Origin of the sequence: Vibrio nomapromontoriensis (assembly GCF_050337205.1) — a bacterium.
GTDB classification, from domain to species: domain Bacteria; phylum Pseudomonadota; class Gammaproteobacteria; order Enterobacterales; family Vibrionaceae; genus Vibrio; species Vibrio nomapromontoriensis.
Genome location: NZ_JAKJSS010000006.1, coordinates 832,623 through 844,627 on the forward strand (window position 1 = coordinate 832,623; position 12,005 = coordinate 844,627).

A 12,005-nucleotide genomic window follows, 5' to 3' on the forward strand; every position below is an offset into this window, starting at 1 on the left:
GTTTACGTCAAAACATAATGGTGTTTACACCAGCAGAAAATAGATTTTGATAGTTAAGGAGAAGACTATGAGTCAGTGGTTAACCGTCTGTTCAACGGACGACTTGGTTCCCCATACCGGTGTGTGCGCCAGAGTGGAAGATAAACAAGTCGCGATTTTTTATTGTCAGCGTAGTGATGAGCTGTATGCGCTTTGTAATTACGATCCTTTTGGTCATGCCTATGTGATGTCCCGCGGCATTATGGGTTCATTTGATGGGCAGCCTTGTGTGGCCTCGCCCCTCTATAAGCAGCATTTTAACTTACAGACCGGGGTCTGCATTGAGGAACCTGCCATTAAGCTCACGCGCTTTGACGTGAGGGTGAGTGGTGGTGACGTGCAACTTAAATTGCCCATAGCGGCTTAAACGGTTCTATTAAGGAGCTCTGGTTGGGAAACTGATCAGTAAAAGGGATTTTATTATGGAAAGCACTAAGTTTAATTTGTTTTCATTTTCGGAAAAGATGAAAACGCTCCACCTCAGTTGGATGGCGTTCTTTATTACTTTTGTGGTGTGGTTTAACTTTGCGCCATTGCTGCAAATGGTCAAAACGTCACTTGGGTTGTCCACACAAGAAGTTAAAACGTTATTGATTCTTAATGTCGCATTGACGATACCAGCAAGGGTCATCATCGGGATGTTAACCGATAAATATGGCCCTAGATTGGTCTACTCTGCCTTATTGGCGGTGTGTTCAATACCTTGTTTTGTCTTTGCGCTGTCTGATTCGTTTATTCAAGCTGCAATAGCCCGTTTCCTGTTGGGTTTTATCGGTGCAGGTTTTGTTATCGGTATTCGTCTAGTTTCTGAGTGGTTCCCTCATGATGAGCTCGGCACTGCAGAAGGTATCTACGGGGGATGGGGCAATTTTGGCTCGGCGGCGGCAGCCTTTACACTGCCGACACTTGCGTTGATGTTTGGTGGTGAAGAGGGTTGGCGTTACGCGGTTGCTATTACGGGTTTGATGAGTCTTTTGTTCTCGTTTGTTTTTTATCGAAGTGTACAAGACACGCCTAAAGGTTCGACGTATTTTAGACCCAAGCACTTAACGGCGATGGAAGTCACGTCAAAAGGGGACTTTTTCTTCTTACTCATAATGAAAATTCCGATGTACGCAGCACTTGCTTTGCTTGCATGGAAACTGTCGCCGTCAAATATCGCCATGCTAAGTAGTACTTTGGTAAACAGTTTCTATGTAGGGTTGCTTGTTCTCTATGTGTATGAAGTTTCTCAAGTATGGAAAGTGAATAAGTCGGTGTTCTCTGAGCCGGTTCCTGAAATACATAAGTATAAATTTAAACAAGTTGCGGTATTAAATGTGCTCTACTTTGCAACGTTTGGCTCCGAGCTTGCCGTGGTATCCATGCTACCGCTATTTTTCTTAGAAACGTTTGAGTTAACCCCTGTTCTAGCTGGGATGGTCGCGTCGGCTTATGCCTTCATGAATTTAATGTCTCGTCCCGGTGGTGGCTGGATTTCAGATAAGTTTGGTCGTAAGTCAACTCTGCTGATTTTAACGGCAGGACTGGCAGGAGGCTATTTCATGATGGGTCAAGTAGACAGTGAATGGCCATTATGGCTAGCGGTTTGCGCTGCCATGGCATGTTCGTTCTTTGTTCAGGCTGGTGAAGGTGCGGTGTTTGCAACGGTGCCACTAATCAAGCGTCGTATGACTGGGCAGATAGCAGGAATGACAGGGGCTTATGGAAACGTAGGGGCGGTAGTTTACCTGACGGTGTTGTCATTTGTTGATTATCAAACGTTCTTCTATGTGATTGCGGGAACAGCCGTGCTTGGTTTTGTCACCTTGATGTTGATGGAAGAGCCAAACGGCCAAATCGCAGAAGTGAATGAAGACGGCAGCGTGACATTGATTAATGTCTCCCATTAATTGGAAATCGGGAGAGAGGGGATTGGCGTAGAATTTTCGAAACCATTCCCCACTCGTTCAAAGGCCTCGCTGCCACGGGGTTTTTGTTCGAATTGTCATTTGCTATTAAGCAGGGAATGAACGCTTTGCTTGCAGCGAGGAAATCATGGAAAGATCTAAGATGGAACACCAAGTGTCTTTATCGTTAAGTTTTGGCGGTGCGTCTTTAAAGGGACCTCGCGAAGAAAATCAAGATGCATTTGTGGTCCGTCATCCTGAAGAAAAAGCAGAAAAAGAAGTGAAAGGGACGATCGCGTGTATTGCTGATGGGGTGAGTTGTAGTGCCCACGGACAAAAAGCCAGCCACACCAGCGTGATGCAATTTGTGTCTGATTACTATGCGACGCCAGACAGCTGGAGCGTGCAGCATTGTGCCAGCCAAGTGTTGAAGTCACTTAATGCTTGGTTATATGAGTCAGGAGCAAAGGAGGCGCTTCGTCACAATGGGTTGGTGACAACATTTAGTTGCGCGATTTTTAAATCCAACACCGCGCATATTTTCCATGTTGGTGATAGTCGCGTATATGTATTTCGAGCTGGCGCTTTACGCCGACTCACCCGTGACCATCAGCGAATAAATGGTGGGAAAAATGCCTATTTGACTCGCGCCTTGGGGATGGATACCAAACTGGAAGTGGACTATCAAACGATAGAATTACACAAGGGTGACCAGTTTTTATTTACCACCGACGGTGTGCATGATGCGCTGGAAGACACATTGCTTTGTCAGGCGATGCTGAAAACACAGGCTGCTGCGGGGTTAGATTCGGTTCTAGAGGAAAAAGCGCATCAGTTATGTAAGCAAGCGATTGATACTGGTGGCCAAGACAATGCAACGTGCCTACTCGTCTCGGTGAATGACTTACCACAGTTAACGTTGTTCGAATTTCAGCAGCGAACGCTTAATCGGGTGATTCCGCCTGCTCTTAAAGTTAATAATCGAATAGATCACTACCGTGTGACAAAAGTTATACATTCGGGAAGCCGTAGCCATGTATATGAAGTGATAGATGAAACCACGCAACGACGCTATGTGCTGAAAGCTCCCTCACAACATTACGCCGATGATACCGACGCACTCGTGTGTTTTAGTAATGAGTACTGGGTCGGAAGTCGGGTGAATAACCATCGCATTATGAAGGTCTATCCACAGCCCGAATCATCGCCTTATCTTTATCATCTATGTGAGCGGATAGATGGAATAACACTGCGGCAATGGATGTATGACAATCCAATGCCGACGTTAAAGCAAGTAAGGTCGGTTCTTGATGAGCTCATAAAAGCGATTCGAGTCCTACAACGCCTTGATATGGTTCACCGAGATCTTAAGCCCGAGAATGTCATGATTAGTGATGATGGGTCGATAAAAATTATTGATTTAGGCGCAGTATCCGTCAAAGGATTGGAAGAAAGCCAGACAAGGAAACGTATTGAGAACCCTTTGGGCGCCGCCAATTATATAGCGCCAGAATATCTATTTGGCGAGTCAGCAACGACGACGTCGGACCTATTTTCAGTGGCGGTGATTGGTTATGAAATGTTGTGTGGGGCATTACCCTATAAAGAAGTCACGGCTTTGTCTGTGCAACAAGCACGGCATCAAAAGTGGCAATATCGAAGCATGCTCCAAACAAGGGATGATGTCCCGTTATGGTTTGAATTAGCTATCAAGAAAGCTTGTCACCCTTTACCTGCATCTCGATATCGAGTGCTGAGTGAATTTGTTACCGATATTACTTCACCCAACGCAATGTTGCTCAAGGGAGTAGAAGCCAGCCCGCTGATGACCAAACATCCGGTACTGTTTTGGAAAGGCATCGCGATACTGTTTGCGCTGATTGCCTTGGTTGAGTTCGTGATACTGACACAAGGCTAGCGGCGGATATGAGCAGAACCATGTCACGCTCTTGTGTCATTTAACTCGCATGAGCTGGTGTTGGGTAGGTCCAAGTTCGAAGACTAGGATTTGAGAGCGTTTCATACACTCAACTTGTTCGAGCATTGACGAGGAATAGCCCTTACGTTGCATCCACTCTAAAGAGGTTTTGAAGCTGTCTTCGTTGACCACATAAGATTGATCTTTGAGTAGCGACTCTGAAACGTGAACGACCCAAATCCGAGAACGGTATTCAACGGCGTCGGCAAGTACCGCGAGTATTTTCTTAAACAATGGTAATAATCCTAAATGTAAAACAGAGGCACAGCTTTGAGATTGTTACAAATTTCTTGTCGGGAAGATAGGCAAAGCTGCCGTTTTCGTCTTACGCTTAGTAAAAAGGAAGGGAATCGAGTGAGGGTTGATAGACACGACCTATGGATAAAATTACTCATTCCAGTTTAGCAAAATCGACAAATTAGACGACAATGAAAATAACGAAGTAAGTTATTGGGGATTAAGGAGAACATCATGGAATCTTTAAAAGTAAGAGATTATATGACCCAAAGAGCAATCACGTTTACCGTTGATATGCCGTTGAGCGCCGCTTTAGATAAGGTGATGGAATCAAAGCATCTAGGTGGACCTGTTATTGATGAAAATGAAAAAGTGATTGGCTTTATTTCGGAACAAGATCTTTTAGAAAAGCTGGTGAAGGTCACATACCACTGTCAAGATACCCACACTGTGGGAGATTGCATGTATAAAGAAGTGCTATCCGTCACGCCTGAAATGTCGATCATTGAACTCGCAGACATGATGAAAGTAGGGAAACCGAAAGTGTACCCCGTTATCGATCAAGGTCGATTAGTTGGAATGATTTCACGCCGAGACGTATTACAGGCAATTGGTAAGAATTTGAAAGAGTGCTTTAAGCACCCAGTGTAGAGCGTCTCGCTTTTCAAATGATTTAAACGGTTAGTAGGCGCGAAAGCGCCTTATTTTTTGGTAACGTGATACAAAGGATTGTGATGACAGAGCCATCGGCTAAGTTTCTAGAAGGATCAACCATGCGCCACATCCTTGTGATGTCGGGCGCTGGTTCCATCGGGTTAATGTCGTTATTCGTTGTTGATCTGCTTGATATGCTGTTTATTAGTATGTTGGGTCAAGTTGAGCTAGCCGCTGCGGTGGGGTTTGCCGGAACGTTAACGTTTTTTGCCACATCTGTCTCTATTGGTACGTCTATCGCTATGGGCGCACTCATGTCGAAAGCGATTGGCGCCAAAAATACCGCCTTTGCTAAGCAAATAGGCAGTAGTGTCTTAGTGATTGCTTTCGTTATTAGTGCCATTGTTACGGCGATAATGTGCGCGTACATTCCTGAACTGCTTACCGCTATCGGGGCTGAAGGTCGTGCTCATGAAAGGGCAGAAGCGTACCTATGGATTATCATGCCGAGTAGCCCATTGATTGCGCTAGGTATGGCAAGTGGCGCGGGGCTGCGCGCTGCTGGTGACGCTAAGCGTTCTATGTGGGCAACGCTCTATGGTGGGTTAGTGAATGCGGTTTTAGACCCTTTGTTCATTTTTGGTTTTGGTTGGAATGTTGAAGGAGCGGCTATAGCGTCGGTTATCGCGCGCTTCACGGTGTTTTATTTCTCGTTTATGCCACTTCTCAAAGTGCATCAATTACTCTCTGCACCACAATTGCATCAAGTCATCAAGAATAGTCGAGTGATACTCGCGATTGCGTTGCCTGCCATTATCGCTAATACGGCAACGCCCATCGGCAATGCGATTGTGACCACGTCTATCGCACAATTTGGTGAAGACTTTGTTGCCGGTTATGCGGTTATTGGCCGTTTGATACCGGTTTGTTTTGCGGTCATTTTTGCTTTATCTGGTGCGGTAGGTCCGATCATCGGACAAAACTTTGGCGCGCTTAGAATTGATAGGGTAGAAGAAACCCTACGTAACTCTCTGATTGTTACCACCACCTATACGATAGTGGTTTGCCTCATTCTGTACCTTGTCAAAGATTACGTCATAGCTGCCTTCTCTTTGACGGGGGATGCTGCCTTGATAGTGGTGACGTTTGCTACTTATGTCGCGATCACGTTTATTTTTAATGGTGCGTTATTTGTGGCGAATACTTCTTTTAATAACCTTGGTCGACCACTCTATTCAACCGCGCTAAATTTGGGTAAAGCGACAGCGGGTACTTTACCGTTTGTTTATCTCGGGGCACATTGGTTTGGTGCATTGGGCGTTCTCTATGGACAAGCCATTGGTAACATCGTGTTTGGCGTGTTGGGGCTGATTGTTCTTAAGTATCATATTCTGGAATTGCGAAGAACGGGGCAGTGCCAACAAAACAAAGATCCGAGTTTGACCAGTGTGAACTCCCAGCCTTTCTGTACTCATGATGCGGTCTTAATTGAAGATGTGGCGAAAAATAAACAAGGAACGTCACCTGTTTCCATGATTGACTAATTAATCCTTGACCTTGGAGTTAGCTCCAAGGTTTAAACTTGTATTAACAGATACTGGTTTATGTCAATCAAGGAGATCCTCATGTGTAATAAACATGATGCATGCCGTACTCAAAAAATTAATGCCATTCGTCCAGTAGGCGCGAGTTGTAGCACACCAACCATAGGCTCTATTTCATCCGTTGAAGAGGCATCATCAAGCTGCTGTTCGACTGAGGGGGAGTGTCGTTCAAATGAACCCGAAGAACCCCACGCCAGAGGTGGGGATATAGGGGGTAAAGGTGAAGATAAAGAGACCAAAGATGAAGATAGAGAGACAAGCGTCTCCCTTCATTCATGGAAAGTCGTGGGAATGGATTGCCCAGCATGCGCCCGAAAAGTGGAATCTGCCACAAGCAAAATTCCAGGAGTAGTTAGCGCTAAAGTACTTTTTGCGACGGAGAAGTTAGTCGTTCGAGTGAATGATGTGGCGCTTGTGCCCAGTGTAGAGTCGGCGGTGATGAATGTTGGTTTTACGCTTCAGTCACTTAATGGCGGTCCCTCTTCCAATACCAATCAACCCCCTATTCAATCGGGTTGGAAAAAAACGCTATTCGATAATGCCCATATTTTAGCCATCTCGTCAGGAATGTTGGTTGCTGCGTTGAGTCGCTCTTCTTTTCCGCAAGTGAGTGAGTGGCTGTTTATCTTAACCTGTTTGTTAGGGTTAATGCCCATTACTAAAAAAGCGTTTCAGCTAGCAAAATCGGGTACGCCCTTTGCGATAGAAACACTGATGAGTGTTGCGGCAATTGGCGCGCTGTATCTCGGTGAAACCGTTGAAGCTGGCATGGTGCTGCTATTGTTCTTGATTGGTGAACGCCTTGAATCCTTTGCCGCCTCAAAAGCAAGAAGTGGCGTACAAGCTTTAATGTCACTAGTACCTGAAGCTGCCACGGTGGTGATCGACGGCGTTCGTTCCAAGAAAAGTGCCTCGGAGTTACAGCCTGGCGATATGATTGAAGTCGCACCGGGTGACAGGTTGCCTGCAGATGGTGAATTGGTTTCGACTAGTGCCAGTTTCGATGAAAGTGCATTAACTGGTGAGTCTTTGCCTGTTGAACGCCTGATTGGTGACAATGTAATGGCAGGTGCTGTGTTGACTGACAAGGTGGTCATATTAAAAGTCACCTCGAAGCAAGGTGAAAACGCGATTGATCGAATCTTACATCTCATTGAAGAAGCGGAATCTCGTAAAGCACCGATTGAGCGATTTTTAGATAAGTTTAGCCGCTGGTATACACCGTTAATGATGCTAGTGTCTCTTGCTGTCATTATTACGCCACCTTTGTTGTTCGCTCAGCCATGGGAAACGTGGGTATACCGTGGATTGGCACTGTTGTTGATTGCTTGTCCATGTGCACTGGTGATCTCTACTCCTGCCGCGATTACCTCTGGTTTAGCAGCGGCAACGCGACGTGGTGCCCTCATTAAAGGTGGTGCGGCGCTAGAGCAACTCGGTAACGTAAAAGCTATCGCCTTTGATAAGACGGGAACATTGACATTAGGTCGACCTCACGTAACGGATACGATAGCGCTAGTAGACTTTACGCAGGATAACCTGCTTGAGGTTGCTGCTGCGATTGAAGCTGGCTCTAACCACCCTCTCGCGACGTCGTTGGTTCGTTATGTTGAAGACAAAGGTCTAACGATTCCAGAAGCAACGGAAAAGAGAGCGTTGGTGGGGGTTGGCATCGAAGGGATTGTTCATGATAAGCACTATGCATTGCTTGCGCCAAGTAAAGTGACGTTCGAACTTACCGTTGATACGCAGTCACAGATCGCCCTGCTGGAAGATCAAGGCAAAACAGTGGTAGTACTCACCAACCAAAGCACGACTTCAATGAATGAAGGACAGGAACTTGGTCTTATTGCTTGGCGAGATGAAGTAAGGGCTGACGCGGCTGAAGCAGTAGAAAAGTTGGCTAAACTGGGTATTAATACCATCATGCTAACGGGTGATAATGCTCGCAGCGCCCACGCGATTGCCACGCCATTGGGTATGGACTACAAAGCGAGTTTGTTACCTGCCGATAAAGTCGCCTATGTCAATGAGCTGGCTCAGCACCAACGAGTTGCCATGGTCGGCGACGGCATTAATGACGCCCCGGCGATGAAAGCGGCAAACATAGGTATTGCGATGGGAGGGGGAACCGATGTCGCATTAGAAACAGCGGATGCGGCGTTGACTCACAATCGTTTAGCGGAACTTCCAGTGATGGTTGAGCTGTCTAGAGCCACGCTTAATAACATCAAACAGAACGTGACATTAGCATTAGGGCTAAAAGCGGTGTTTTTGGTGACAACCTTGCTTGGGATGACGGGTCTTTGGGTTGCAGTGCTTGCTGACAGTGGTGCGACAGCCATTGTTACCTTAAATGCATTACGACTACTTAGACATAAATCGAAATTAGACTAAGCTAGATAAGTCATTATGGATGTGCCCACCTCATTTTGAGGTGGGCGTTTAGTTTTTATAGCAACAATTGGCCGCCACCCCCCCCAAGAAAGTGTGATGCCAAACGATTTAATTTGTAATTTCGTGCAATTACCTTTCCCAAAGTGTGATCTGTGAGCGGAAAGGCTCACGGTTATCTTATAAGCTTGATCCCATAACTAAGAAATAAGAGGAACCACCCTATGTCCCAAGCTGTTTTCCATTTAGGCGTAAACCAAGATGATCTTCAAGGTGCAACGTTAGCGATTATTCCTGGCGATCCTGCTCGCGTACAAAAAATCGCAGAGTTGATGGATGAGCCTGAGTTTTTGGCCAGCCAACGTGAGTACACGGTGTATCGTGCTAAGTTAGACGGTAAGACAGTGGTCGTATGCTCTACTGGTATCGGTGGTCCTTCGACTTCTATTGCGGTAGAAGAATTGGCACAACTTGGCGTGCGTACTTTCCTTCGCGTAGGAACTACGGGTGCGATCCAACCGGATGTGAATGTGGGTGATATGATCGTCACGACGGGCTCGGTTCGTCTTGATGGCGCAAGCTTACATTTTGCCCCAATGGAGTTCCCTGCGGTTGCTGATTTTGATGTAGCAACGGCAATGAAACAAGCGGCTATCGAAGCTGGCTCTACGGTACATACCGGCGTAACGGCTTCAAGTGATACGTTCTACCCAGGCCAAGAGCGCTATGATACGTTTTCTGGCCGTGTTGTGCGTCGCTTCCAAGGCTCTATGGATGAATGGCAACAAATGGGTGTGCTTAACTTTGAAATGGAGTCGGCAACCTTGTTGACCATGTGTGCAAGCTCAGGTCTGAAAGCGGGTTGTGTGGCAGGTGTGATCATCAACCGTACACAAAAAGAAACGCCAGACCATGACACGTTGAAGAAAGCAGAAACGCGTTCTATTAAGATTGTGGTTGAAGCGGCGCGTAAGCTGATTTAGCGCGTGATTTAAATAGCAGATACTAATGAAGAACCTCCTATATGGAGGTTTTTTTGGTTAGAAATAACAGGTATAAAAAAACCTCTCACCGAAGTGAGAGGTTTTGTTTTCTATCCGTTAACGCTTAAGCTTTAGCGGTTTTCTTTTTCTCGATCTCAGCTTTTGCTTTTACAAAACGCTCTGGAAGGATTTGCGTTGCAAATACGTCTTCTACTGTTTCAGCACGTTTGATTAGCTCGGCTTCGCCGTCTTTAACCAGTACTGTTGCAGGGCGTGGCAGTGAGTTGAATTGGCTTGCTTGAGACTCTGCGTAATGACCCACATCCATGATAGCAAGTACGTCATTTGGTACTAGAGCTGGCATCGTTGCGCCGCTTTCCCAGATTGATGGGATACAGATAGGGCCCGCGATTTCAGTGGTTTTAGCAACAAGAGGTTGAGTCATCTTGTTAGCTGGAAGTACAGGGTTTTTAGACTCTTGAGACTCAACTAGCGTTGCTAGGTAAGTAGACGCGTCCACCATGGTGTAGGTGTAGTCCATCTCTTGGTCATCTTTCACTACGTAAACAGAAGTCARTAGCGTACCGATGTTACCAGCGATGTAACGGCCTGGTTCTAGCCACAGTTGTGGGATCTCGAAACCTTCTTTGTTGAACTCTTCAAGCATACCAGTACATACGATTTTCGCGTAGTCTTCGATGGTGTTTGAGTTCATCATGTGCTCTTTGCTACGACACTCTGGTTCACGCTCACGTGGCCAACCGCCGCCTAGATCAACTTGGAAAGGTTGCACGCCACACTCGCGAGAGATTTCGATAACGTTGCGTGCGTATTCGCGGTAAAGCGCATCCCAACCTTCAGGTTGCTTAGAGAAACGACCTAGGTGAGTGTGGAAACCGTAGAATTCGAATACGTCGATTTCTTTAACGCGGTTAACAATTTTCTTTGCTTCTTCTTTAAGAAGACCGAATTTGATCCACTTCATCGCGCCGATGAAGTTAGGGAACGGGTATGCATCTGGTTCGAAGTCGTTGAAGAAATCGTCAGGGATAACTTTTAGGCGAACCGCGATGCGAACTTTTTCAGCTGGCTTCACTTCGCGAGCAATGCGCTCAACGATTTCAATCTCTTCATAAGAATCTAGGTGAACCGCGTAGCCGTATTCAATTGCTTTACGGATAGCAAGCTCAGGCTTAACCGTGCCGTTAAGTGCAATCGTTTTTGGATCGGCGCCAGCGTAGTGAGTTGCTTCAACTTCACCAGGACCGAAACAGTCACCGCCTACGCCTTCTTCGTTACAAATAGCACGAACCGCGAAGTTAGTGTTTGATTTGATAGCAAACATCACGTTTACCGGCTTAGGCCAGTAGTTACCGAATGCATTTTTAACGCGACGTAGGTTGTTACGTAGTGTGTCTTCGCTTAGTACGAAAAGCGGGCTACCGTATTGCTCGATAAGGTCAGTTGCTTTACAGCCACCGATTAGTAGGTCGTCGCCTTGAGTGCTTAGTTCGTCTGTAGGAGTAAGGATGTTCTCTAGACGCTCAGCGTAGTTCATTGTTGCTTTTTGCTCTGCAAGCAATTGTTTTTGCTCTTCAAGAACAGTGCTTAGGCGATTTACGCTCTCTTCTAGGCGGTTTTGATATTTCATCTTCGACCCTTATTGGTAGTCAACTTTATATGTAATGAGATTCAAGCACTTAGGCCAAAATCTCTTTATTGTTTCGTTGAGATGAAGTTTAGATTAAGGAGATATTAAAGCATTTCACTGGGCGTCAAAAAATCTTACGCTAAAGTGGTAATTAGAGTTGCAAATAAAAGAAGAGGTATTCACTGGCTGAATGTTTGCGTTATTTGATACTGAGGTAGTGCTAATAAAAGTGGTGAGCATGATAGGTATTGGCAATAAAAGTGATGGGGTAAATAACAACAGGGTTAAATACGTCAATCAAGTTACTGTGCTGTTACCTTTATTTCTAAGTAACTTACCACCAGTGCTATTGCTGTTACTGGATCGATCTACATTCATTCTCGCTTTAATATTAATGACTTTGCATTGTTTAAATTCAGCGAAAGTGTGACTTGAATAACGATATATAACAGCTATCAATGTTGATTTGACTGAATTATTACTGTTCAAGTGAAGTTACGGTAAAACGTTCAAAAAAATTGACTCTCAGTGAAGTTAAAACCGAAATCAAGTGGGCTAAATTAATTCCATCCTTTG

At 45.6% G+C, this 12,005-nt stretch carries 9 protein-coding genes; 7 read left to right on the forward strand and 2 right to left on the reverse strand.

Going from position 1 to position 12,005, the window contains the following annotated elements; translation table 11 throughout:
- Positions 1-67 precede the first annotated feature (67 nt).
- The 3 genes from nirD to L4D05_RS03890 all read left to right on the forward strand — a co-directional run bounded on the left by nirD (position 68) and on the right by L4D05_RS03890 (position 3,846).
- A complete protein-coding gene (gene nirD, locus L4D05_RS03880) occupies positions 68-406 on the forward strand; it encodes a nitrite reductase small subunit NirD (RefSeq protein WP_428752275.1) in 339 nt (112 codons plus the stop codon).
- Between the two features lie 55 nt (positions 407-461).
- Positions 462-1,931 carry a NarK family nitrate/nitrite MFS transporter gene (locus L4D05_RS03885; RefSeq protein ID WP_428793087.1) on the forward strand — a complete coding sequence of 490 codons (1,470 nt, stop codon included), beginning with the start codon at positions 462-464 and terminating at the stop codon, positions 1,929-1,931.
- 145 nt (positions 1,932-2,076) lie between these two features.
- Entirely contained in the window at positions 2,077-3,846 is a 1,770-nt protein-coding gene (locus L4D05_RS03890; protein WP_428793088.1) for a bifunctional protein-serine/threonine kinase/phosphatase, read from the forward strand.
- A gap of 36 nt (positions 3,847-3,882) precedes the next feature.
- On the opposite strand, the gene L4D05_RS03895 is transcribed toward L4D05_RS03890, so the two are convergent.
- Entirely contained in the window at positions 3,883-4,140 is a 258-nt protein-coding gene (locus L4D05_RS03895; protein ID WP_428752272.1) for a hypothetical protein, read from the reverse strand.
- A gap of 237 nt (positions 4,141-4,377) precedes the next feature.
- Between L4D05_RS03895 and L4D05_RS03900 the strand changes: the two genes are divergently transcribed.
- The 4 genes from L4D05_RS03900 (at position 4,378) to udp (ending at position 9,778) form a co-directional block, all read left to right on the forward strand.
- On the forward strand, positions 4,378-4,794 hold the full coding sequence (locus L4D05_RS03900; protein ID WP_265675230.1) for a CBS domain-containing protein: 417 nt from the start codon (positions 4,378-4,380) through the stop codon (positions 4,792-4,794).
- Positions 4,795-4,877: 83 nt separating this feature from the next.
- Positions 4,878-6,341, forward strand: coding sequence for an MATE family efflux transporter (locus tag L4D05_RS03905; RefSeq protein ID WP_428752271.1), 1,464 nt, complete (start codon positions 4,878-4,880; stop codon positions 6,339-6,341).
- Positions 6,342-6,422: 81 nt separating this feature from the next.
- The gene (locus L4D05_RS03910; protein WP_428793089.1) at positions 6,423-8,798 is read left to right on the forward strand and encodes a zinc/cadmium/mercury/lead-transporting ATPase; all 2,376 of its coding nucleotides are present in this window, start codon (positions 6,423-6,425) and stop codon (positions 8,796-8,798) included.
- A 221-nt stretch (positions 8,799-9,019) separates the two neighbouring features.
- Positions 9,020-9,778 (forward strand): uridine phosphorylase, encoded by a 759-nt coding sequence (gene udp / locus L4D05_RS03915; protein ID WP_265675225.1) that lies wholly within the window; start codon positions 9,020-9,022, stop codon positions 9,776-9,778.
- 124 nt (positions 9,779-9,902) lie between these two features.
- Here udp and L4D05_RS03920 read toward each other — a convergent pair whose 3' ends face one another.
- The gene (locus L4D05_RS03920) at positions 9,903-11,429 is read right to left on the reverse strand and encodes a diaminopimelate decarboxylase family protein (protein ID WP_428793090.1); all 1,527 of its coding nucleotides are present in this window, start codon (positions 11,427-11,429) and stop codon (positions 9,903-9,905) included.
- Between the last annotated feature and the right edge of the window lie 576 nt (positions 11,430-12,005).

What these genes read in the sequence shown, in the direction of transcription:
- L4D05_RS03885 (WP_428793087.1), top strand. Translation starts at nt 462, where the DNA reads ATGGAAAGCACTAAGTTTAATTTGTTTTCATTTTCGGAAAAGATGAAA.
- L4D05_RS03890 (WP_428793088.1), top strand. Translation starts at nt 2,077, where the DNA reads ATGGAAAGATCTAAGATGGAACACCAAGTGTCTTTATCGTTAAGTTTT.
- udp (WP_265675225.1), top strand. Translation starts at nt 9,020, where the DNA reads ATGTCCCAAGCTGTTTTCCATTTAGGCGTAAACCAAGATGATCTTCAA.
- L4D05_RS03905 (WP_428752271.1), top strand. Translation starts at nt 4,878, where the DNA reads ATGACAGAGCCATCGGCTAAGTTTCTAGAAGGATCAACCATGCGCCAC.
- nirD (WP_428752275.1), top strand. Translation starts at nt 68, where the DNA reads ATGAGTCAGTGGTTAACCGTCTGTTCAACGGACGACTTGGTTCCCCAT.
- L4D05_RS03900 (WP_265675230.1), top strand. Translation starts at nt 4,378, where the DNA reads ATGGAATCTTTAAAAGTAAGAGATTATATGACCCAAAGAGCAATCACG.
- L4D05_RS03910 (WP_428793089.1), top strand. Translation starts at nt 6,423, where the DNA reads ATGTGTAATAAACATGATGCATGCCGTACTCAAAAAATTAATGCCATT.